This is a genomic window from Vreelandella nanhaiensis (assembly GCF_003990185.1).
Taxonomy (GTDB): Bacteria; Pseudomonadota; Gammaproteobacteria; order Pseudomonadales; family Halomonadaceae; genus Vreelandella; species Vreelandella nanhaiensis.
In genome coordinates this window covers 199,225-223,065 of record NZ_RZHF01000015.1, presented here as the reverse complement: position 1 = coordinate 223,065, position 23,841 = coordinate 199,225, and the positions used below count along the sequence as shown (strand labels likewise).

19 protein-coding genes are annotated in these 23,841 nt (G+C 56.5%); 11 read left to right on the top strand and 8 right to left on the bottom strand.

Annotated features, from left to right (window positions below):
• Positions 1-145: 145 nt before the first annotated feature.
• The 3 genes from ELY38_RS11340 to ELY38_RS11330 form a co-directional block, all read right to left on the bottom strand.
• Positions 146-1,033, bottom strand: a complete 888-nt coding sequence (locus tag ELY38_RS11340) for a DMT family transporter (RefSeq protein WP_127062313.1) — start codon at positions 1,031-1,033, stop codon at positions 146-148.
• A 132-nt stretch (positions 1,034-1,165) separates the two neighbouring features.
• A complete protein-coding gene (locus tag ELY38_RS11335) occupies positions 1,166-2,908 on the bottom strand; it encodes a sodium:solute symporter family protein (RefSeq protein WP_127062311.1) in 1,743 nt (580 codons plus the stop codon).
• Between the two features lie 162 nt (positions 2,909-3,070).
• Positions 3,071-4,648: a BCCT family transporter gene (locus ELY38_RS11330; RefSeq protein WP_127062309.1), complete on the bottom strand. Its 1,578-nt coding sequence runs from the start codon at positions 4,646-4,648 to the stop codon at positions 3,071-3,073.
• Positions 4,649-4,848: 200 nt separating this feature from the next.
• Between ELY38_RS11330 and ELY38_RS11325 the strand changes: the two genes are divergently transcribed.
• Entirely contained in the window at positions 4,849-5,082 is a 234-nt protein-coding gene (locus tag ELY38_RS11325) for a hypothetical protein (RefSeq protein ID WP_127062307.1), read from the top strand.
• Between the two features lie 64 nt (positions 5,083-5,146).
• Here ELY38_RS11325 and ELY38_RS11320 read toward each other — a convergent pair whose 3' ends face one another.
• Positions 5,147-6,433: an aromatic ring-hydroxylating oxygenase subunit alpha gene (locus ELY38_RS11320; RefSeq protein ID WP_127062306.1), complete on the bottom strand. Its 1,287-nt coding sequence runs from the start codon at positions 6,431-6,433 to the stop codon at positions 5,147-5,149.
• A 366-nt stretch (positions 6,434-6,799) separates the two neighbouring features.
• Between ELY38_RS11320 and ELY38_RS11315 the strand changes: the two genes are divergently transcribed.
• A complete protein-coding gene (locus tag ELY38_RS11315) occupies positions 6,800-7,906 on the top strand; it encodes an FAD-binding oxidoreductase (protein WP_127062304.1) in 1,107 nt (368 codons plus the stop codon).
• A gap of 169 nt (positions 7,907-8,075) precedes the next feature.
• On the opposite strand, the gene fdhA is transcribed toward ELY38_RS11315, so the two are convergent.
• Positions 8,076-9,263, bottom strand: a complete 1,188-nt coding sequence (fdhA, locus tag ELY38_RS11310; RefSeq protein ID WP_127062302.1) for a formaldehyde dehydrogenase, glutathione-independent — start codon at positions 9,261-9,263, stop codon at positions 8,076-8,078.
• Between the two features lie 415 nt (positions 9,264-9,678).
• On the opposite strand from fdhA, the gene glyA reads away from it, so the two are divergent.
• The 7 genes from glyA (at position 9,679) to ELY38_RS11275 (ending at position 18,879) form a co-directional block, all read left to right on the top strand.
• A complete protein-coding gene (gene glyA / locus ELY38_RS11305; RefSeq protein ID WP_127062301.1) occupies positions 9,679-11,010 on the top strand; it encodes a serine hydroxymethyltransferase in 1,332 nt (443 codons plus the stop codon).
• Positions 11,011-11,057: 47 nt separating this feature from the next.
• Entirely contained in the window at positions 11,058-12,308 is a 1,251-nt protein-coding gene (locus tag ELY38_RS11300; RefSeq protein ID WP_127062299.1) for a sarcosine oxidase subunit beta family protein, read from the top strand.
• A gap of 11 nt (positions 12,309-12,319) precedes the next feature.
• On the top strand, positions 12,320-12,709 hold the full coding sequence (locus ELY38_RS11295; protein WP_127062297.1) for a sarcosine oxidase subunit delta: 390 nt from the start codon (positions 12,320-12,322) through the stop codon (positions 12,707-12,709).
• On the top strand, positions 12,706-15,747 hold the full coding sequence (locus tag ELY38_RS11290; RefSeq protein WP_127062296.1) for a sarcosine oxidase subunit alpha family protein: 3,042 nt from the start codon (positions 12,706-12,708) through the stop codon (positions 15,745-15,747). The genes ELY38_RS11295 and ELY38_RS11290 overlap by 4 nt, the downstream gene beginning before the upstream one ends.
• Positions 15,740-16,390: a sarcosine oxidase subunit gamma gene (locus tag ELY38_RS11285; protein ID WP_127062294.1), complete on the top strand. Its 651-nt coding sequence runs from the start codon at positions 15,740-15,742 to the stop codon at positions 16,388-16,390. The genes ELY38_RS11290 and ELY38_RS11285 overlap by 8 nt, the downstream gene beginning before the upstream one ends.
• 59 nt (positions 16,391-16,449) lie before the next feature.
• A complete protein-coding gene (gene purU, locus ELY38_RS11280; protein ID WP_127062292.1) occupies positions 16,450-17,316 on the top strand; it encodes a formyltetrahydrofolate deformylase in 867 nt (288 codons plus the stop codon).
• 180 nt (positions 17,317-17,496) lie between these two features.
• Complete coding sequence (locus tag ELY38_RS11275; RefSeq protein WP_127062290.1) at positions 17,497-18,879, top strand: L-serine ammonia-lyase; 1,383 nt, start codon at positions 17,497-17,499, stop codon at positions 18,877-18,879.
• 70 nt (positions 18,880-18,949) lie between these two features.
• Here ELY38_RS11275 and pobA read toward each other — a convergent pair whose 3' ends face one another.
• Positions 18,950-20,134, bottom strand: coding sequence for a 4-hydroxybenzoate 3-monooxygenase (gene pobA / locus ELY38_RS11270; protein ID WP_127062288.1), 1,185 nt, complete (start codon positions 20,132-20,134; stop codon positions 18,950-18,952).
• A gap of 142 nt (positions 20,135-20,276) precedes the next feature.
• On the opposite strand from pobA, the gene ELY38_RS11265 reads away from it, so the two are divergent.
• Together ELY38_RS11265 and ELY38_RS11260 are read left to right on the top strand one after the other, a co-directional pair.
• Positions 20,277-21,200 (top strand): helix-turn-helix domain-containing protein, encoded by a 924-nt coding sequence (locus tag ELY38_RS11265; protein ID WP_127062286.1) that lies wholly within the window; start codon positions 20,277-20,279, stop codon positions 21,198-21,200.
• A gap of 173 nt (positions 21,201-21,373) precedes the next feature.
• A complete protein-coding gene (locus tag ELY38_RS11260) occupies positions 21,374-21,961 on the top strand; it encodes a serine/threonine-protein kinase (RefSeq protein ID WP_127062284.1) in 588 nt (195 codons plus the stop codon).
• A gap of 71 nt (positions 21,962-22,032) precedes the next feature.
• Here the strand turns inward: ELY38_RS11260 and ELY38_RS11255 are convergent, their stop codons facing one another.
• Entirely contained in the window at positions 22,033-23,322 is a 1,290-nt protein-coding gene (locus ELY38_RS11255) for a TRAP transporter large permease (RefSeq protein WP_127062282.1), read from the bottom strand.
• The gene (locus ELY38_RS11250; protein ID WP_127062280.1) at positions 23,312-23,839 is read right to left on the bottom strand and encodes a TRAP transporter small permease; all 528 of its coding nucleotides are present in this window, start codon (positions 23,837-23,839) and stop codon (positions 23,312-23,314) included. Before ELY38_RS11250 ends, ELY38_RS11255 begins: the two co-directional genes overlap by 11 nt.
• Positions 23,840-23,841: the final 2 nt, after the last annotated feature.

The window sequence follows — 23,841 nt, the reverse complement described above, 5'->3', positions numbered from 1 at the left end:
ATTCCCGTCATTCAGGGCGGTCAGATGGCGAAAGTAGCGCTCAGGGAAGGTGCCACAGCGCCCTTGTGTAGAGTCGTTGCCCGAGACCGCCACCCATCAGGTCTGGCTAGCGACTCTTGGCGACTTTCAACTGTTCACACTGACACTACTTGCCCACAAACCCCGGATACAGCCGTAGGCGCTGTCGCTCCTGGCGCAGGCCTATCCAGGCGTGCAGCACCAGTACCGTAATGACGACTGCTCCGCCTAGTAACGTCGAGACCGTAGGCGTCTCACCCAACAGCCACCATACCCACAGTGTACCCAGCGCGGTTTCGACCAAATAGAACAGCGCCACTTCCGTTGACGGCAGATAGCGGGTGGCACTGTTGATCAGTACGGTGGCCAGCGGCATCTGGATAAGCCCCATAACGGCGAGTACGCCATAACGCGGAACGTCCAGCGAAAACGGCGAGGCCAGGGGTAACGCGATGGCCGCGGAAAGCAAGCCTCCGCCTGCAATCACTACGATACGGTCGATATCTGGAAAACGGCGCAATAACGTCAAATTGCCGCCTATCGCCGCCGCTGCGGCGAGAGCATACAGGTTGCCCACCAGCATGCCGTGAGCACCCTCGCCCATAAAGACCAGACTCATGCCTAGCATGCAGGTAGCAATCGCCACCAGCGTGCGTAAGGCAACGCGTTCTTTGAGAAAAACCCGTGAAAGCAGCGCTGCAAACAGAGGGGCTGTACTGAGAATCACCACCACGTTGGCCACGTTGGCATTCATCACCGCCAACACAAAGAGCGCCGAAATTAGCCCCAGAAGTATTGCCGAGACCAACGAAGAGAATGGGTTGACGCGCAGCGAGGCCAGCCGGTTACCCACGCAACACAGCAGCCCCAGCACGCTGAACATCAGGAATCCGCGCCAGAATACAATGGTCCAACCGTCGGTATTAGCAAGGCGAATCAGCAGGCCGTCGAAGCTGAGAAACACCACGCCCAGTATCACCATAAGCAGACCGCGCTGGTAATGACTTGCCTGCATTGTGTAACTCCTGGTGGGTAAAAGAAGACAACCGCCCACTGAGTAAGCGGGCGGTTGGGGGTTCAACAACAGTTACATGCTATTTAACAGGCAGCGCTGGCGGGCAACATGCACGCCAGCGTTTACCCATTTTCAGCTTTTAGCCATGCGCATTGCAGACACCTTTTGATGGCGAGGACGCACCAACCAGAACCCTACGGCCCCGGCGATAAGCAGCATGCTGCCGCAGCCAACGGCCAGCATGTAGGCGCCCTGAACCGCGCCGGATGAGAGCGCAAAGCGCTCGGCAAACCCGGCAAGCGTCACTGCGTACTGCTGCCACAAAAACACCCCGATGGCCACGCCAGACAGCATAGTGCATAGCGCGATCCAGCGGGTGCCGGACACCCAACCACTGACCGCTTGGGCATCAAACGTATGCAGAAACGCCTGGTACTCTTTCTCGGCCTGGCTCACGCGGGTCACTCGGGAGGCCAGCACGATCGCTAAAAGCGCCATCAAGGTGCTAAGCAACACCGGGTGCAGATATACCGGCAGGCTGAGCCATTCGGCTTGGATCATTAGCGATAGGGCCACATTTCCAACGAACCCCACCGCCAGCCCCCAGCCCGCACCCGCGGCGGTGATCCGTTTGCTCCAGATACTCATCAAGGCAACCGGTCCCCAGGAGGAGGCAAACAGCGTGGCAGCAAACCAGACCACCGACATGACCGCTGGCGGTTGGAATAGCGCCAACAGCAGCGCAATCAAACCAGCGGAAAGCACCGCGATACGGCTTTTACGCATTGCCGATGCATCATCTTTCGAGGCAGCAAGAATATCGTTGGAAAGGCTAAAGCCAATAATCGACAGAAATGTCGAGCAGGAGGAGAGCCCCGCGGCGAACACCCCAGTCAGAATGACCACGCCAAGCCAGGTAGGCAGTATGTTGAGCGCCACCCAGATCATGGAGCGCTCAGGGTCAAGCTGGGGATCGTATAGGTTGATCGCCGCGCCAGTCATCATCATCAGCGCGTAGAAGATAGCGAGCGCCACCGCTGTCAGCATGGCCGAACGCATCACCACGTGCTCGTTTCGTGCCATCAGGTAACGGCTGGACTGCCAGGGACTTGCCGCCAGCACCGCCGCCCAAACCAAACCTAGTGTCAGGCCCCAGGTAAGTGCTTCACCAGGCGAGGAGAAGTTGGCCTCCGGCCCTTCAATTACGCCATGCCATAGCGCAATGCCGGGCTTGTCGGTCTGACTTAAAAGGCCTTCGACTACCCCGCTCCAACCGCCCAGATCCTGAATTACATAGAGCGAGCCGCCCAGCGCTGCCAGCGAGAAAATCACGAACATGATCGTGTCGGTAAGCATTACGCCGGGGGATCCCGAATAGAGAATGAAGCCAGTGTAGGTCACCCACACCAGTACTAGACCGACCCAGTACGGCATTCCGGTCAGCTCAGAGAACATGATTCCTGCCCCCTGCATCACACCCAGCAGATAAGCGCCCAAGCCGATAATTGTGGTAAGCCCGGCAATGGCCTGGACGCGGCGTGAGGCAAAGCGCTTGCCAAAGAACTCCGGTACGGTTCTGGCCCCGCTGCGGCGAAGATAGCGCCCGAACACCAGCGCGCCCAGCAGGCAGCCCGAAGTGCTGACGGCGGCAAAGATAAGCATGACAAACGGGTAGCCCTGATAGGCAAAGCCCGTTTCACCGAGAAAGGCACTGGTGCTCAAATAGCTCGCCACCAGCGTGCCTAGAATAAAAAACGTGGGCGCATTGCGACCGGCTACCAGGTAGTCATCCAGGCCTTTGACGCGCCGTCCAGCCAAATGTCCGATAACAAAATAGCCAACCAGGCTAAGCAGTATTGCGATGGTATAAATCATTGAAATAGCCGTAAGGTTATTAATATTGTTTAGCCATGGTGCAACGCTACGCTATTACGTTCATTGTTATCAGCGGCATGCCCGGCAGTATTTACGACAACCTGTAGGTTAGCCAGGTGGGGCGCCAGCAGTTGGGCGCCCCGAAAACAGCAGAAGGATTGATTACCCCGCAGCTCTGGGTAGTGCGTTGAGCTGGTTCCACTCTTTGTGAAGCCCCTTGTAAAGGCTGAAACACATTAACAGGAGAACCAGCGTAAAGGGTAGCCCTGTGGCCACCGCGCCCGCCTGAAGCGCACTAAGTGCAGTGCTTCCCCCGCCATACAGCAGCACACCAGCAATCACGCCTTCAAGCGCGGCCCAGAACACCCGCTGGCCTTTGGGTGCATCGGTCTTGCCGCCAGCGGTGATGTTGTCGATCACCAGTGAGCCGGAATCCGACGAGGTAATGAAGAACACCAGCACCAGAATAATCGCCAGGGTTGAGGTAATACCGGTTAACGGTAGTTGCTCCAGCATATGGAACATGGCCAGCGACACGTCGCTAATGCCGTTTGCCAACTCACCCACGCCATTAGTGGCCTGGAAGAGCGCCGTACCGCCAAAGGCGCTCATCCATACCAGCGTGACCAGCGTCGGCACCAGCAGCACAGCAATAAGAAATTCGCGCACCGTACGCCCCCGCGATACACGAGCGATAAACATGCCTACAAACGGTGACCAGGAGATCCACCACGCCCAGTAGAAAATGGTCCAGCCGTGATACCAGGTTTCGTCATCACGGCCAACCCAGTTCGACAGCGGTAGAAGGTGGCCCACATAATCCATCGCAGTGGTACCAATACCGGTCAGAATCATCAGCGTCGGCCCTGCTACCACCACGAACAGAAGCAGCAACGCCGCGATGATCATGTTGATATTCGAGAACAGCTTCAAACCACCGTCGATTCCTCGCCATACCGAGACCAGCGCAATCACCGTGACCACTACGATAATCGCCAGCTGCGTACCGATGGTGTTGGGAATATCGAACAGGTAGGCAAGCCCACCAGCCGCTTGAGTAGCGCCAAAGCCAAGCGAGGTGGCCAAGCCGAAAATAGTGGCCAGTACGGCTAGAATATCAATAATATGCCCCGCCCAGCCGCGGGTCCGCTCGCCCAGAATCGGGTAAAAGGCGGAGCGAAATGTCAGCGGTAAGCCCATGTTATAGGAGAAAAAAGCCAGGGAGAGCGCGACTACCCCATAAATTGCCCAAGGGTGAAGACCCCAGTGGAACATGGTCGCCCCCATGGCCGCACTGGCACCTTCCGGCGTATTTGCTGGCACGTTTAAAGGCGTGCCGTACCAGTCGGTATAGTAGGCCACCGGCTCCGCCACGCTCCAGAACATCAGGCCAATACCCATGCCCGCTGCAAACAGCATGGCAAACCAGGAGGTACGTGAGTATTCCGGCTTGGCGTTACTTCCGCCCAGGCGTATCCGCCCTACCGGCAGACAGATCAGCGCAAGGCAGAACACCACAAAGATATTACCCGCGATCATGAACAGCCAGTCGAAATGCTCGATCGACCAGTTCTTGGCGACCCCTAGCTGCGTATTCGCGGCATCGGGGTAGATCAATGCATAAAGAATAAATAGCAGAATAGCGAGCGCGGAGAGTGGGAAGACGGGGTTATGAAAATCCAGCCCCATGACTTGCTTGTTATCCTGACCGGGCGTCAGGATAGGATCATCATGGTCCATAGGTTATCCTCATTGTAGTTGTTTGCTGCATGCGAACCACCGAGGTGGCCGATACGGCCTTTTGATTCTTAGGTGATACGCGCCCGTGCAGTTATTCAAAACCGACACCGACATAGCTATTGCCGCGCCGCTAAACCTATTGAAGGCGGGCTATAGGTAAACTGGCAGGCCAAAAGGCCAACACGGGAGAGGATGGGGCCATGATGATTGTCGAGCTGATTGATGGTGATGATTTTCGGGCGCGACTGACTGCGCTGGGTATTGAAATTCCGGACAATGCCGACCCTGAACTGAGTGCGCAAATCGCCGCTGATGTCCATCAGGAGCAGGCAATTTCCGCGCTGCCGGTACTGGTTCGTGAGCTTATGGAACAAAAAGATATTCTGCTGCCCTCGGTTCGCCACGCCATAGAGCGCTTTCTACCCTTTGAGTAACCATTGGTCGCCCCAAAGCAGCTGACGGCTGGCCCACGCTCGGGCCAGCCATCAATTAGCGTACCTAGCCCTGCGCTAACTGTAACGAGACGCTCTCGCCTCCCAAATTGCAGAGCATCCGCTCGGCGTACCAATCGATAAAATCGATGACCCCAAACTCGTAGGTTGGCGAATAAGGGCCGGGCTGGTAGGCCTTTGAGTTGATACCACGCTGGTTCTCTTCCGCCAGCTGGCGATCCTGATCATTGGTGGCATCCCACACACGGCGCATATTTTCCGGGTCGTAATCCACGCCCTCTACCGCATCCTTGTGTACCAGCCATTTGGTAGTGACCATGGTCTGTTGCGGGCCGAGCGGCAGCACGCGGAATACCACGGAGTGATCGCCCATGAAGTGGTTCCAGGAGTTGGGTAGGTGCAGAATGCGCAGCGACCCCATGTCCGGGCTGGTCAAGCGGCCCATTAGCTTGTTGCAGGCGGGCTTACCGTCCATGGTCATGGATACCACGCCATCCAATAGCGGCGTACGGGTCAGGCGGTTGCGCTTGCCAAACCGCTTGAGCTGCCAGGGCACCTGTTCGCCGTTCCAGTCGGCCTGCTTGCGGGTCACCAAGTCCTTGTACTTGTCCGTCGCACGCGGGTCTTCGGTATCGTCAAATTCGATCAGCGAGTTCAAAAGTTCAGGATGCGAGCCGTTGCAGTGGTAGCACTCTCGGTTATTCTCGATCACCAGCTTCCAGTTGGCCTGCTCGACAATGCTCGACTCCACCGCGACCTTGACGTTATCCATCTGGTACGGTTCAAGGTAGTGCTCAAGGGTGACTAGAAAATCGTCAATGGCAGGTGGATTATCGCTCAGGTTGATGAAGACAAAGCCACCAGCGGTGCGCACGCTCACTGGCTTCAAGCCAAACTGGTTAAGATCGAAGTCGGCGCCCATGTCGCTTCCGGCAAACAGCAACCGGCCATCAAGTTCGTAGGTCCACTGGTGGTAGGGACATACCAGCTTGGCGACCTTGCCCTTATCCTTGGTGCACAGCCGTGAGCCTCGGTGACGGCATACGTTATAGAAAGCATGAATCTGGCCTTCACCGCCCCGCACGATAACGATGGGATTGTCACCGACCTCCAGCGTCATGAAATTGCCCTTCGCCGGAATTTCGCAGGCCATACCCGCAAATAGCCATTCTTTTTCAAAGACCTCCTGCATATCAAGCGCAAACAGGCGGGCATCATTGTAGAAAGGCTGAGGCAGAGAAAAGCCGCGTTCTCTGGACTGCAGCATATCAACCGTCGCTTCACGCATGGAGGCCAACGGGTCGTTGTATAGGTAATCCATTGTCTTATTCATACCAGATATCCTTTTAAGCACCGCCTCCCTTACCCAGGGCGGCGACAGGGTCGTTAACCAAACGTGATTGTCTTATTGTTAATTTGCGTAACCTGGCGATTATGTGAAGCGCAGCGTTTGCTACTTGTTGATGGATTGTGGTGCAGGGCTTTTGCCTTCAATTGTCTGGCCACGACACTATGTGGCGTGGCGGCGACGAGAACGCGGATTTTTGGTGGATAGAAGGTGGCGCAAGGTAAGTGCGTGTCGCTAACAGGCAAGCTGGTCGTAAAGCGCATACCCAGAATGCAGGTTAATGGTGCTGGACCGTGCATACAGGACGGGCCGGTGAAGGCAACGCGAAAGCACGGTCATATTGAGACGACAATGACAATGAACTTCTTTAATCCCGTCACGACCCAGACCTGGACCAACGGTCGCCACCATGTGCGCTGCGTCAAGATCATTCAGGAAACTTGGGACGTTCGCACCTTCTGCTTCATGGCAGAGCAGCCTGTTTTATTCTTTTTTAAGCCAGGTCAGTTTGTGACCCTGGAGCTTGAGATCGATGGCCAGCAGGTGATGCGCTCTTACACGATCTCAAGTTCGCCTTCAATTCCCTATAGCTTCTCGATCACGGTCAAGCAGGTGCCAGGTGGCCAAGTTTCCAACTGGCTGCATGCCAATCTTAAGGTAGGCGATGAGCTAGTAGTTCATGGGCCGGTGGGTAACTTCAACTCCATCGACTTCCCCGCTGACAAGGTGCTGCTTTTGTCCGGTGGCGTGGGTATTACGCCACTGATGTCGATGACGCGCTGGTTCTTTGATACCAATGCCAACGTGGATGTAGAGTTTATTCACAGCGCTCGCGCACCACGCGATGTCATTTTTCACCGCGAATTGGTGCACATGTTCTCGCGTATCCCCGAGTTCAAGCTGCATATCGTGTGTGAGAAGAAAGACGATATCGGCGAGGCGTGGGCAGGCTACCGGGGCTTCCTGACTCAGCCCATGCTCGAACTTATGGCACCGGACTTCCTGGAACGTGAAATATTCTGCTGTGGCCCGACGCCTTATATGAACGCCATCAAGGCGATTTTGCGCGCTAACAACTTTAACATGGAGCACTACCATGAAGAGTCGTTTGGCGCGACGCCGGTCGAGGTTCAAGAAGACGTCATGGAGCTTGCCGAGCAGGCAGAAGTGGAAGCCGAGCAAGCAGAGCCTGAAGATCTGCTCAACATCGAATTCGCCCAATCGAACAAAAGCGTTCGCATTCAGCCAGGCGAAACCGTCCACGCTGCAGCATCCAAGCTTGGCCTGCATATCCCCAAGGCTTGCGGCATGGGCATCTGTGGCACCTGCCGAGTGGAGCTTAAATCCGGCGAGGTGGAGATGGAGCACAACGGCGGTATCACCGAGGAGGATATCGAAGAGGGTTACATCCTCTCCTGCTGCAGCCGTCCGAAAGGCAATCTGGTAGTGGATTTCTGACGCAGTAAACCTCTACTCCTTACAAACAAGCCTACCGAAAGACGGATACTGACCTGCCTCGGTATCCGTCTTTTTATACCGTAAATTCAGAAAAGCGGACACAAAAAACACCCATGGCCCGCGGCCATGAGTGTTGTCAGCGTTTGTTACCCGCTCATTTCAGCGTTGATCAGGCAGCGCCCAGTAATCCATGGGGGTCAAGGACAAACTTGCTCGCCACACCCGCATCGAACTGCTCGTAACCCTTCGGCGCGTCTTCCAGTGAGATAACCTGGGCGTTGACGATCTCGGCGATGTTCAAGCGTCCGTGCAGAATGGCCTGCATCAGTTGGCGGTTGTACTGTACCACCGGCGTCTGGCCAGTATGGAAAGAGAGTCCCTTAGCCCAGCCCTGGCCAAAGCGCAGGCTCAGGCTACCGGTTTGCGCGGCTTTCTCAGCCGCGCCCGGGTCTTCAGTCACGTAAAGCCCCGGAATGCCGATGGAACCACCCTCACGAGTGACTTCCATCATCTGGTTCAGCACCACCGCTGGCTGCTCTTTGCCTCCGTGTCCGATAGCCTCAAAACCGACCGCATCAATGGCGCTGTCGACGCTGGGCTCGCCAACTACCGCAGCGATCATTTCACCCAGGCGGTCATGCGTGCTCAAGTCAATCGGCACAAAGCCCATCTTGCGGGCGTGCTCCAGGCGGTCCTTGTTGAAGTCGCCGATCATCACCACAGCCGCACCCAGCAGGCGCGCCGAGGCTGCCGCCGCTAGCCCCACTGGGCCAGCACCCGCCACGTACACGGTGGAACCTGCGCCAACGCCAGCCTTCAGCGCACCGTGGAAGCCGGTCGGGAGGATATCGCTTAACATGGTCAGATCGCGAATCTGACTCATCGCCTGGTCGCGATCAGGGAACTTAAGCAGGTTGAAGTCGGCGTAAGGCACCATGACGTAATGCGCCTGACCGCCGACCCAGCCACCCATATCGACATAGCCGTAAGCACCGCCCGCGCGGTCATCATTGACGTGTAGGCAAAGACCGGTATGGCCTTCCTTGCAGGTACGACAGCGGCCACAGGCCACGTTGAAAGGCACGGACACGATGTCGCCAATGCTCAGGAACTCGACGCCCTTGCCCTTCTCGATCACTTCACCGGTAATCTCGTGGCCCAGTACCATGCCGGTGGGGGCCGTAGTGCGTCCGCGCACCATGTGCTGGTCGGAGCCGCAGATATTCGTGGACACCACTTTCAAGATGACGCCGTGATCAATGGGTTTGCCATTGGGCGTTTCCATTTTCGGGTAGGCAATATCCTGAACCTCGACCTTACCTTCGCCGATATAAACAACACCACGATTGTTAGACATGCGGAATCCTCTCTTCTGGGCGCTGGCGCAGTTTCAAAGAGCTTCTCAAGGACGGTCTCAAGGACTGCGCTGGCATCATTATTTTTGAATCGAGCTGGCGTATTTGAAGCGCCTGCGAGAAACGCTTCCTGACAAGCAGGCCAACTTAAAACATCAACCTGTTGCCGCAGCATGACGCACCCGGTTCACCTGCAATTACTTGTAAACGACGCCGAACAGTAAATGGGCGACGCCTTATAAGGCATCAGAAAAAATTAAGGTCAATGTCGCAAATACGCCGAGCGGTGACGTGGGCAAGCATCTTGGGGGGCAAGCCCAACGATACTATCGCGGCAGGATAGCGTTGATCGATGATGCGATCACCGACGCTAAAAGACTTCCTGTATCGAACAAAGCGACTAGCATGGAGACGCAAATGGCTCATAACAATTTTTCTCCCGAAGCCCGCTTGGCTAACTACGACACAGCACTTGCCTCGGCAATTGCTGAAGAAACAGCGCGTCAAGAAGCCCATATCGAACTGATTGCTTCTGAGAATTACACCAGCAAGCTGGTCATGGAAGCCCAGGGCACCCAACTGACCAACAAGTACGCCGAAGGCTACCCTGGCAAACGCTACTACGGTGGCTGCGAGTTCGTCGATAAGGTGGAAGCGCTGGCTATCGAGCGGGCCTGCAGCCTGTTTGGTGCCAACTATGCCAACGTACAGCCCCACTCCGGTGCCCAGGCTAACGCGGCGGTGTTCATGGCGCTGGTAAGCCCCGGTGACACAGTACTGGGGATGAGCCTGGCCCATGGCGGCCACCTGACCCATGGCGCCGCGCCGAACTTCTCGGGCAAGCACTACAACGCTATCCAGTACGGGCTGGTCGAAAGCACCGGTGAAATCGATTACGACGAAGTCGAGCGGCTGGCGCGCGAGCATAAGCCGAAAATGATCATCGCTGGCTTTTCAGCCTATTCACGTGTGGTCGACTGGCGCCGTTTCCGGACCATTGCCGATGAAGTGGGTGCCTACCTGATGGTTGATATGGCCCACGTGGCGGGCCTTGTGGCCGCCGGACTCTACCCGAGCCCGCTGCCCCACGCCCACGTGGTGACCACTACGACCCACAAGACACTGCGCGGCCCGCGCGGCGGCCTGATCCTGTCGGCCGATGGCGACGAGACGCTGTACAAGAAGCTTAATGGCGCGGTATTCCCCGGCCAGCAGGGCGGCCCTCTGATGCACGTGATCGCAGCCAAGGCGGTGGCGTTCAAGGAAGCGATGAATCAGGAGTTCGTTAACTATCAGCGTCAGGTCATTACCAACGCACAAACCATGGCCCGCGTCTTCGTTGAGCGTGGTTTTGACGTGGTTTCCGGCGGCACCGACGATCACCTGTTCCTAGTGTCGCTGATCAAGCAAGGCATTACCGGTAAAGATGCCGATGCAGCACTTGGGCGTGCACATATCACGGTCAACAAAAATACCGTGCCTAATGACCCGCAGAGCCCATTCGTGACCTCAGGACTACGCATCGGTACACCGGCAGTCACCACCCGCGGCATGGGTGAGTCCGACTGCGAACACTTAGCCGGCTGGATCTGCGACATTCTCGATGTACTGGCCGATCAGCAGGACACCTCTGACGTGGAGAACCGGGTGCGCGAGAACGTCGCTGATCTGTGCGCCCACTACCCGGTATATGGCCAAGCCCAGACACGACACGCGCCAGTCGCCGACAGCGCCACTTCGGTCGCCTGACGATAAGCCGCAGCGGGCTCCAACGGAGTCGATTTAGGAGAAACTTCATGCAACGTTATTCCGGCTTCGGACTGGTCAAACACGCGTTCGGTCACCACGAGAACTGGGAGCGCCAGTGGCGCAACCCTGTGCCTAAAAAACGCTACGACGTCATCATTGTCGGCGGTGGCGGTCACGGCCTTGCCACGGCCTACTACCTGGCGAAAGAGTTCGGCGTCAAGAATGTCGCCGTGGTCGAAAAAGGCTGGCTGGGCGGGGGTAATACCGCACGTAATACGACCATCGTGCGCTCCAACTATCTATGGGACGAAGCGGGGCGGCTTTATAACCACTCGTTGGATCTATGGAAGGGCCTTTCCCAGGATTTGAACTACAACGTCATGTTTTCCCAGCGCGGCGTGCTCAACCTGGGCCACACCCTGCAAGACATGCGTGATATTCAGCGCCGCGTTCACGCTAACCGCTTGAACGGTATCGACAGTGAGGTTGTCACCCCACAGCAGATCAAGGAGATCGAGCCAGCGCTAGATATCTCCAGCCGCGCCCGCTATCCGATCATGGGCGCTTCTTGGCAGAAGAGTGCCGGCGTTGCACGCCACGATGCGGTGGCCTGGGGCTTTGCCCGGGGCGCGGACGCGCTGGGTGTCGATCTTCTGCAGAACACCGAAGTCACCGGCTTCAAGATTCGCGACGGCAAGGTGCTGGGCGTTCACACCAACCGCGGCGATATCGAAGCGCATACCGTGGGCTGTGTGGCGGCAGGCAACTCCGGGGTGCTTGCCAATATGGCGGGTATCAAGCTGCCGCTGGAATCACACCCGCTGCAGGCGTTAGTGTCCGAGCCACTCAAGCCAATTCTTAACACCGTCACCATGTCCAACCACGTTCACGGCTATATCAGCCAGTCCGACAAGGGTGACTTGGTCATCGGTGCCGGTATTGACGGCTACTTGGGCTACGGCCAGCGCGGCAGCTACCCAACCATCGAGCACACACTTCAAGCCATCGTCGAGATGTTCCCGATGTTCTCCCGGGTGCGCATGAACCGTCAGTGGGGCGGCATTGTGGATACCTGTCCGGACGCCTGCCCGATCCTGTCCAAAACCGCTATCAAGGGTCTGTATTTCAACTGCGGCTGGGGCACCGGCGGCTTCAAAGCTACCCCAGGCTCCGGGCATGTGTTTGCTGCAAGCCTGGCCAAGGGTGAAATGCATCCCATCGCTGCGCCTTTTTCCATCGACCGTTTCCATACCGGCGCGCTGATCGATGAACACGGCGCCGCTGGCGTGGCGCACTGAGGAGAGCCATCATGTTTTATATCTTCTGCCCCTACTGCAAGGAGCACCGCGAGGAAGAGGAGTTTCACGCTCGCGGTCAGGCTCACCTGATGCGCCCCGCCGATCCGGATAACACGACCGACGAGGAGTGGGGCGACTACCTATTCTTCCGCAATAACCCGCGCGGCATTCACCATGAAATGTGGGTGCATTCGGTAGGTTGTCGCAAGTTTTTCAACATCACCCGCAACACGGTGACCTACGAAATTCTGGAAACCTACCCCATGGGTGAGCAGCCGACCATTACGGCCGATATTCCAAGCGTGCGCCATGAGCAGGGCGTGCAGGCAGCCGACGGTGGTTGGCAGACCGTAGGCGCCCGACCCGAAAGCAAGGCACTGAACGAGGAGACCTCGTCATGACCCAGAACAATCGTATCGCGGCAGGCGGGCGGGTCGATCGCTCGCAAGTGCTTGAGTTTACCTTCAATGGCCAACGCTATCAGGGCTTGAAAGGCGATACCCTGGCCTCGGCGCTACTCGCCAACGGCGTAAACATCGTCAACCGCAGCTTCAAGTATTCACGCGCTCGCGGCATTGTCGCAGCAGGCGCAGAAGAGCCCAATGCCGTCGTGCAGCTAGGTGCCCGGGACGACACTCAGGTACCCAATGTACGCGCCACGCAGCAGGGCCTATATAACGGCCTAGTGGCGCGTAGCACCAACGGCTGGCCCAACGTACAGCGCGACGTGATGAGCTGGGTCGGGCGGCTGGGCGGTGGTTTCATGCCGCCAGGGTTCTACTACAAGACTTTCATGGCTCCCGCCTCGATGTGGATGACCTATGAAAAGTACATCCGCATGGGCGCGGGACTTGGCCGCGCGCCGACCGAATCCGATCCGGATATCTACGATCACATGCATCATCACTGCGATGTCATGGTGATTGGCGCAGGCCCGGCAGGACTTGCCGCTGCGCTTAGCGCTGCGCGTGCCGGCGCCCGAGTTATTCTCTGCGACGAGCAAGAAGAGATGGGCGGCTCACTGCTGGATAGCCGTGAGACGTTGGATGGTGTTTCGGCGTCGCGCTGGGTTGAGCAGACGGTCAAAGAGCTTGGCGCAATGGATAACGTTACGCTGCTGCCACGCACCACCGCCAACGGCTATCACGATCACAATTTTGTCACCCTGCACGAGCGGCGTACTGAGCATCTGGCCGACACCGCCCGTGAAGCAGGTTTTCCTGGCGAATCGCGAGCCCGACTGCACCGCGTACGTGCCCGCCAAGTCATCCTGTCGAGCGGTACCCACGAGCGCCCGCTGGTGTATGCCAACAACGATTTGCCCGGGAACATGCTCGCTGGCGCCATTTCTACCTATATTCGCCGCTACGCGGTAGTACCCGGTAATAGCTTGGTGCTCTCCACCAGTAACGACCACGCCTACCGTACGGCACTTGACTGGAAAGAGGCGGGACGCAAGGTGGTCGCCATTGTCGATGCCCGAGCCAACCCGGACAGTGATTTGGTGCGCCAAGCGCGCGACAACGGTATTCGCGTGATTACCGGCAGCGCCGTTATCGAGGCACGCGGCGGCCAGCGCGTTACCGGCGCCCGCGTTTGCGCGATTGATCTTGATCGCTTCGTGGTAACCGGAAAAATCGAAGAGCTTGAGTGCGATACCATCGCAAGCTCCGGCGGCTACAGCCCGGTGATTCACCTCTCGTCGCATACCGGCACCCGGCCGGTATGGAACGAAGAGCTGCTAGGCTTTGTTCCCGGCAAGGTAAAAGGTATGCACGCGGCAGGCGGCGTGGCCGGCCACTACGCTCTGAGCGAGACGCTGGCCGATGGCGCTCGTGCTGGCCGTCAGGCAGCGTTGGAGAGCGGCTTTAATGATGCTCAGGAAATCGTACTGCCCGCCACTCGAGCGCGGCGCGATGCCCCGGCCTGTGCGCTTTATCAGGTACCTCATGAAAAGAGCGCCCTGCGTGCGCCCAAGCAGTTTGTCGACCTGCAAAACGATGTGACCGCTGCGGGTATTGAAGTGGCCACCCGCGAAGGATTTGAATCCATCGAGCACGTCAAGCGCTACACGGCGCTGGGCTTTGGAACCGACCAAGGGAAGCTGGGCAATATCAACGGTATGGCGATTGCCGCACGCTGCCTGGATCGCTCAATTCCCGAAGTAGGTACCACCGTATTCCGGCCCAACTACACGCCGGTTACCTTTGGCGCTATCGTTGGCCGTCATTGCGGCGAGCTTTTCGATCCAGAGCGCTACACCGCGCTGCACGAATGGCATGTCGAGAATGGTGCCGAATTCGAAGATGTCGGCCAGTGGAAACGCCCCTGGTACTTCCCGCGCATGGTCAACGGTAAAAAGGAAACCATGCATGAGGCGGTTGCCCGTGAGTGCCTGGCGGTGCGTGAAGGTGTGGGAATTCTCGACGCCTCGACGCTGGGCAAGATTGATATTCAGGGCCCGGACGCCCGCGAGTTTCTGGGTCGCGTCTATACCAACAAGTGGGCCAAGCTTGACGTAGGTCGTGTGCGCTACGGTTTGATGTGCAAAGACGACGGCATGCTCATGGATGACGGCACGACCAGTTGTCTGGGCGAGAACCACTTCCTGATGACCACCACCACCGGCGGTGCGGCAGGTGTGCTTGAGTGGCTGGAATTGTGGCACCAGACCGAATGGCCGGAGCTGCAGGTCTACTTCAACTCGGTGACCGACCACTGGGCGACCATGACCGTGACCGGTCCGGATGCTCGCAAGCTGCTTTCCGAGCTCACCGACCTGGATCTTGATAAAGAGCAGTTCAAGTTCATGGACTGGCGCGATGCCACGGTTGCCGACGTACCTGCACGCATCTTCCGCATCTCGTTCACCGGCGAGCTTGCATTTGAGATCAACGTGCAAGCCAACTACGCCATGCACGTCTGGAAGAAACTGTTCGAACACGGCGAGAAGTACAACCTGACACCCTACGGCACCGAGACCATGCACGTGCTGCGTGCGGAAAAAGGCCTGATTATCGTCGGCCAGGATACCGACGGTTCCGTGACACCGGAAGACCTCGGCATGCAGTGGGCAATCGGCTACGACAAGCCCTTCCCCTGGATCGGCAAACGGGCCCTGTCACGCCCGGATACCCGCCGCCAGGACCGCAAGCAGTTTGTCGGCTTAAAGCCCAAGGACCCTTCCGTGGTGCTGGAGGAAGGCGCGCAGATAGTGTTCGACGGCAAGCAGTCAATTCCCATGGACATGAAAGGCCACGTCACATCGAGTTACTACAGCGCATCGCTCAAGCACGGTTTCGCCCTTGCAGTGGTGATGGGTGGCCATGAGCGAATGGGCCAAACCGTGTATATCCCCATGACGGATGGCACGGTGCATGAAGCTGAAATCGTAAGCCCTGTGTTTATCGATCCGAAAGGAGCGCGCCAGCATGTCTAACTTGAGCGTATCTAACGTGCGAGAGTTCAACACCCAGCCCGAAGGTAATCCGCTGGTCGAATCTCCCCTGGCGTGGAGCTACCGGCATCATCCGGCACCCAGAGGCAACGGCCAGCACGCAGGCGTTGTCCTGCGTGAAAAAGCACTGCTGGGCCATCTGGTGCTACGCGGCGGGGCTATCGCGCTCGATGAAGCAGTTCGACAAACCCTCGGCATTAGCCTGCCCTCTAAGCCCAATGCGCTTGCATTTGATGACAACGGCGAACGCTCTATTCAGTGGATCTCGCCCGACGAATGGCTGGTGATTGTGCCGGGCGGCGAAGAGTTTGCTTTGGAAAGCGCGCTGCGCAAGGCGCTTGGCGATGCCCATGCAAGCATCGTCAACGCAAGCGGCGGCCAGACAGTGCTAACGCTTAGCGGCGATAACGCCCGTGAGGTGCTGATGAAATCGACCTCCTACGATGTCCACCCCAGCGCTTTCCCGGTCGGCAAGGGCGTGACTACCGTATTTGCCAAGGCAACCGTGATTTTACGCCGCCCTTCTGAAACGCACTGGGAGCTGGTCGTGCGCCGCAGCTTTGCCGACTACTGCTACCGCTGGTTGCTCGACGCATCAGCGGAATATGGCATCGATACACAATAACAAGCCGGTTGGCCGGCCATGCGCCGGCCGACCCTGACTGCCGATGAAAGAGAAGCGCCATGAGCCGAATGACGGATACCTGGATACTTGCCGCCCAATGCCCCAGCATTTTGGGCACGGTCGATGTCGTGACCCGCTTTTTAAAGGAGCAGCACTGTTATATCACCGAACTTAACTCCTTCGATGATCGACTAGGCGAGCGCTTCTTTATTCGTGCGGAGTTTCGTCCCGAGCTTGATGCTTTCAATGAGCAATCATTTCAGGAAGGTTTTGAACGCCGCGCTGCCGAGTTCGGCATGACGTTTGAACTGACCCCTCCGGCCAAGCGAACGGGTGCGGTCATTCTGGTATCCAAGGCGGATCACTGCTTAAACGATCTGCTCTATCGCTACCGTACCGGGCAGCTGCCGCTAGATATCAAGGCCATTATCTCTAATCATCCAGACCTTGAGTCCCTGGCGAGCTGGCACGACCTACCTTACTACCATCTGCCTATCACGCCCGAGACTAAGGCCGAGCAGGAGTCCCAGGTACTCGATATCATTGAGGACACCGGAGCGGAGCTGGTCATTCTGGCGCGCTACATGCAGGTACTGTCGCCGCGGATGTGCGAGCTTCTGGACGGACGAGCCATCAATATTCACCACTCGCTGCTGCCGGGCTTCAAAGGCGCCAAACCTTACCATCAGGCCTATGAGAAAGGCGTCAAGTTGGTAGGTGCTACGGCCCATTACATCAATAACGACCTGGATGAAGGGCCGATTATTGCCCAGGGAGTAGAGCCGGTTGACCATGCGCACTACCCCGAGGATTTGGTCGCCAAGGGGCGTGATATAGAGTGCTTAACGCTGGCCAGGGCCATTGGTTACCACCTTGAACGACGGGTTTTCCTGTACAACGGGCGCACGGTCGTGTTCGGCAATTGATAACGTAATGTCCTAGAAACGGCGTTCTTCAATAAACAGTAAAACAATTATTAAGTCTGTTCACCGGTCAGGGCTATGTGACGAAAGTGCGGCATTAATCCGCGTTTATCCTGTCCCAGCTATATAGCTTGTAGGCAAAGTCGTTGAGCAGGTGTTTTATTTCTCATACAGAGGTCTTCCATGCCTATCAGTGTCTTCGATCTTTTCAAGATTGGCGTCGGTCCATCCAGCTCACACACGGTTGGCCCCATGATGGCGGCCTTCAAGTTTGCGGCGGTTCTGCGCGATAGCCAGATCCTCAACCAGGTGAACCGCCTGGAAGTGCATCTGTATGGCTCGCTTTCCGCCACAGGCGTTGGCCATGGAACGGATCATGCCATTGTCATGGGCTTGCTGGGCGAGCGCCCCGACACCATCAATCCCTCAATTATCAATCCCACGATTGCGGCGTTGAAAGAGACCTGCTGCCTGTCATTGGGCCGCCAGAAAGATGTCGCATTTGATTGGCAACGGGATATGATTTTTCATGAAGAGAGCCTACCCCACCATCCTAACGCCATGAAACTGTGCGCTTTTGCCGAGGATGGCAGCCTGCTGATTGAAAACACATATTACTCGGTAGGCGGTGGCTTTGTGGTCGACCAAAACCAGGTGGATGCCAAGCTTGAAGATATGGATACCGCTGAGATTCCCTTCGACTTCAACTCCGCCGAAGAACTTTTGGCGCTATGCAAGCGCGAAAACATGAGCATCAGTCGCCTGATGCTGGAAAACGAGAAGACATGGCGTTCAGAAGAAGAGATCCGCAACGAGCTTTGGCGCATCTGGGAGGTCATGTGCGAGTGTATCGATAACGGGCTGACCCATGAAGGCGTTCTGCCCGGCGGGCTTAATGTCAAACGCCGGGCAAGACAGCTTCATCAGCGCCTGCTGGCCGCCGAGCAGAACGACTGTCTGATCGCCACGACCTTCTCCGCCATGGAGTGGGTCAATATCTTTGCGCTGGCGGTGAACGAGGAGAATGCCGCGGGTGGGCGCATGGTCACGGCTCCGACCAACGGTGCAGCAGGTATTATTCCGGCCGTGCTGCACTACTACATGAAGTTTCAGGCTGGCGCCTCTGAGCGTAACGTGGTGGATTTCCTGCTGGCCGCAGGTGCCATCGGTATTCTGTGCAAGAAAAACGCCTCCATATCCGGCGCCGAGGTGGGCTGCCAGGGCGAGGTGGGCTCGGCATGCGCCATGGCAGCCGCCGGCCTGGCTGAAGTCATGGGCGCCACCCCCGAGCAGGTAGAAAATGCCGCCGAAATCGGCTTGGAGCACAACCTGGGACTCACCTGCGACCCGGTGGGCGGTCTGGTTCAGGTGCCCTGCATCGAGCGCAACGCGATTGCCACCATCAAGGCGATCAATGCTGCCCAAATGGCCTTGCGCGGTGATGGCACCCACTTTATCTCCCTGGATAAAGTTATCCGCACCATGCGCGATACCGGAAAGGACATGCTGGATAAGTACAAGGAGACTTCAAAGGGTGGGTTGGCCGTTAATGCCATTGAGTGCTAGCAACGTCTTTGTTCGATAAAAAAGCCCAGGCATGCCTGGGCTAGAAGGTAGATCTAAAAGTAGCCAACGGTTATTCCAGCGGCTCGTAGGGCAAGCCGACATAGTTCTCCGCGATGGTCGTGAGTCCCGCCTCTGAGCTCGTCACGTAGTCCAGTTCAGCCAGCTGCAAGCGGCTATTGAAATCATCCTGGTCTGAAAAAGTGTGCAGCATGGACGTCATCCACCAGGAAAAACGCTCCGCCTTCCAGATGCGCTTCAGGCAGGTTTGTGAATAACGCTCAATCAAATCCGTACGGCCTTCCTGGTAGACCTTCACCATTAACCGATAGAGCGTATTTACATCACTGGCCGCCAGATTAAGGCCCTTGGCCCCCGTAGGCGGTACAATATGCGCCGCATCGCCGACCAGAAACAGCCGGCCGTACTGCATAGGCTCAACGACAAAGCTACGTAGCGGTGCAATGCTCTTCTCGATTGACGGCCCGGTCACCAGCTTGTTGGCTACTTCTTTTGGCAAGCGGCGCTTTAACTCCTCCCAAAAGCGCTCGTCTGACCAATTTTCCACTTTCTCATCCAGCGGAACCTGCAGGTAGTAACGACTGCGGGTAGCGGAGCGCATGCTGCACAGGCTGAAACCTCGATCATGACGGGCGTAAATCAGCTCATCAGAAACCGGCGGCGTGTCCGATAACACGCCTAGCCAGCCAAACGGATACACCTTCTCGAATTCCTTGATGCGCTCTTTGGGAATCGATTGACGCGACACACCATGATAGCCATCGCAGCCGGCAATATAGTCGCAATCCAGGCGCACGGTTTCGCCGTCTTTCTCGAATGTAATATAAGGGCAATCGCTGTCCAGGGCGTGAGGCTGAACGTTTCCAGCTTCGTAAATGGTCGTGGCGCCTACGGCCTCACGCGCAGCCATTAAATCTCGCGTTACTTCCGTTTGGCCGTAAACCATGACCTTGCTGCCGCCGGTCAGCTCATCCAGCGCGACACGTACACGGCGGTTATCAAACGCCAGCTCAAAACCATCGTGAGGCAGGCCCTCCGCATCCATACGCTGAGCGACGCCTGCTTCACGCAGCAGATCTACCATGCCCTGCTCAAGCACTCCGGCGCGGATACGGCTCAGCACGTACTCCCCCGAGCGGCGTTCTACAATCACGTTATCAATGCCTTGATGATGCAGTAGCTGGCCTAGCAGTAGCCCAGAAGGGCCTGCGCCTATAATTGCAACCTGAGTTTTCATGGGCCACCTTTTCATTATCTATCGTTTATTCTTGTATTTTTCAATGAAACGACAGGCATAATAAGGCAGTATACGGATTACTTTTTGGACTTTTAGCGTATCTTTCCTCAACCTTAGTCGCATACTGAAAGTTAAGGTAGCCATGTCATCAACCGCCGTCGTTCCCGTCTTCAAGCTCTACGGTGAGACGCAGCATTGGCCCACTCCAGATCTTCTGCACTGCGAGTCAATTCCAGAGCGCAGCCACCTGCATGACTGGCGTATTCGCCCACACCGGCATGCCGACCTTGTGCATATTCTCTTTATTAGCCAAGGAAGCGTTGAGCTAGAGCTGGAAGGCACCAGCCATCAGCTACAGGGCATGGCAGCCATCATTGTGCCCGCCATGACGATTCATGGTTTTCTCTTCTCTTCAGACATACAAGGCCACATTATTACCTTGGCAAAACCGTTAGCGGATCATCTGCATAGCGCCTTGAATGACGGAAAAGTATTAAAGAAAGCCGATTTTTATCGCCTGGCTTCTACCCATAGCACAACGCGCATTGCCAAGTTGGTCGCCCAGATCGATCAGGAGTATCGCTATCCTGCACTGGGCCGAAACCAGCTGCTTGAAGCGTTAACCCAGGTACTGACGATAGAGCTGGAGCGCCTGGTGGTGCCTGCTCAGGCCAGCGTTAAGCGTCTGGGGCCTCAGCGGCGTGAGAAAGGGCGCCAGCACCTTGAGCAATTCCAAACGCTGATCGAGCAGCGCTACCGGGAGCAGCCCAGTATCGAAGACTTCGCCAGACAGCTTGATATCAGCAGCGCCCACCTTAATTTACTGTGTCGGAAAATGGTGGGCCTTAGCGCCCTGCAAATGCTTCATGAGAGAATTCTTCTGGAAGCCAAACGCCAGCTTACCTATACCAACATGACAATTGCTCAAATTGCCGATAGCCTTGGGTTTTCTGAGCCGGCCTACTTCACGCGCTTTTTCAAGCGCAATACCGCCATGGCGCCGCGCGAGTTTCGTCAGCGCCAAACAGGGCATGTCAATGAAGCAACACTTCAGGCCGGCGGCTAGCCCGTTATCGCTTTAGTGTTAAATAACGCAAGCGTTGAATTTTAATACCAAGGTTTAAAATGTATAAAAAGCTGCAACGCTTTCTCTTTCCTGAACGACCTTACTGGTACTTGATCCGCCGAACTCAAAATGAGCCTCAATTGAGCTTGCACGGCTTGGAGTCAATGCCACCTATGGATAGCCAAAGCAACAGCCACTTCTACGTTCAAGCGCAGTCAGGCACGCTGTTTAAGTTGGTGCGGGACAAATACTCCCCTAAAGAGCATTTCTGGCGCTGGTTGGGGCGCGACATTATTTCCAAGCGCTTAGCAGGCACCTACGATGCACGCAAGGAATTCGCTAGCCGCCGTATCCTTGAGCAGCTAGGCCAACACACGGTAGATGTACGCTGTTACGGTGTGGCGCTTAATTTCCTGAACCCTCTGGGTTCGCTGTATGCCATGAAGCATATAGAAAACTGTGTGACTGGCAGCGTCTATTTTGAAACGCTGGATGAGGCTGGCCGTTATTCGTTTATCGAGACATTGAGCTTGCAGGTCATTCAGCTCGCCAAGGCGGGCTATTATCACCGCGACCTGCATCTGGATAATCTGTTAATGGACGATCAACAGCGCCTTATCTGGATCGATACCCATATTAAGGCACTGCCTTCATCCTCAAAAAAACGTGCAGCGCTGCTGGAAAACATGCTGGCCAATAGCCGAATCGAGAGCGCTACCTATTGTTCGCAGCTGCGTGAAAGACTTGAATCCTATTTTTAAGGGCCTTTATTCAAATGGCGGCTAATGCATAAGGCGCATTAGCCGTACCGAACCGCCAAGAGATCAATTCTCTACAGCAAGAAGAACGTGCTGAGCACAGGAAACGCTATCAGCAACGCCAAACGAATAAAATCGGCTACGATAAAGGGTGCCACACCTTTAAATATCTCGCCTAGCCCAACGTGTGGTGCCATTGCCTTGATGACAAACACGTTCATGCCTACAGGCGGCGTAATCAACCCAAGCTCGACCGTTAATACCGTAATAATCCCGAACCATACGGGATCAATGCCCAGCGCCTGAATAATCGGGAAGACCACCGGCACAGTAATGACCAGCATCGCGATCGAGTCCATGAACATGCCAAGGACAAAATAGAGTAGCAGGATGCATAGTACGATGACGATAGGCGTCATCTCCGTTCCATACAAAAAGTCGCTAATCGAAAAAGAAATACGCGATACAGAAATAAAGTAGCCAAGCGTTTCAGCGCCTACCAGCATGAAAAAGACGACAGCAGAAAGCGCCAACGTCTCCTGAACGCTTCGCCACAAGCCTACCCAGCGCATACCTTTGAAGAGCGCATAGAGCAGCGTAGCGAAAGCCCCGACACTTGCCCCTTCTGTAGGTGTGAAAAGACCAAAGTAGATGCCTAGTATCATCACCAGGAAAACGGCGAAGAAGGGAATTAGTCCCGATATTGAGCCCAACTTGGCTCGCCACGAAGTAGGCTCACCTGCCACCGCCAGCGAGGGGCGCAACCGCATGACAACGGTTACCGTCAGCGCGTACATGACAAGCCCCATCAACCCCGGAATCAACCCCGCCATGAACATGTCGCCCACCGATTGCTCGGTGAGTATGGCGTAGATCAGCAGGGCAATACTGGGAGGGATCATGATGCCTAGCGTGCCGCCAGCGGCCAGCGCACCGGTGGCCAGGCCACGGTTGTAACCATAGCGCTCCATTTCGGGAAGCGCCACACGCGTCATGGTGCTGGCCGTCGCCAGCGAGGAACCTGAAATCGCCGAAAAGACGCCGCACGAGCCTACTGCCGCAATAGCCAGACCACCTTTCCATCCACCACAGATGGTGCGCGTGGCATCAAAAAGCTTACCCGCCATGCCCGAGTGCGCCGCCAGTACCCCCATCAAGATGAACATGGGTACAGCGCTGAAACTGTAATTGGAAAGCACCTCTATAGGCACCGTTTTTAGCTGGGCAATCGCTGCACTCCAACTGATCACCCAGGCAAAGCCACCCACACCAATCAATAGCATGGTCAGGGCAACAGGTACGCGCAGTACCATTAGCACCAACAGCAGACCGAGGCCTATGGCCCCTATCATTTCACTCCCCATTGGAAACCTCTCCTTCGACGCCAAACAGCGCTCCCAAAAGGGCGTGCAGCGCGCTTCTCACGCCTAACAGCAAGCTAAGTACTGCTGCGGCGTAGTAGATTGGGCCCATCGGTAGGCGCAAATCCTGGGTGACCTCGCCATGGCGCGAAGCAGCCGCCGCTGAATCCAGAAGTCCTGTAAACAGCACCAGCCCTAACGCTGCAAAACCAATTAGATAAACACCGTGAAGCCGGTTTTTTATCCACTGAGGAAGGCTATGGGACAGTGCCTCCACAACAACCTGGCTCTTTTCCACGTTGGCCGCCATAGCGGCCAGCAATGAACAGAGCATCAAGTAGCTCACCAGCTCCACGCTTCCACTCACGCGTAGCGCTATGGCGCCTTCCGTTAAACGATAAAGATAACGCGTGCTCACATCCGCAATGGTTACTAATAAAAGCGCCACCAATGCCACACCCGCGACCCAGCGGCATAGTAAGGCCAGCCAATGGCTGGCCCTCTCTAGGTAGGTCTGCATCA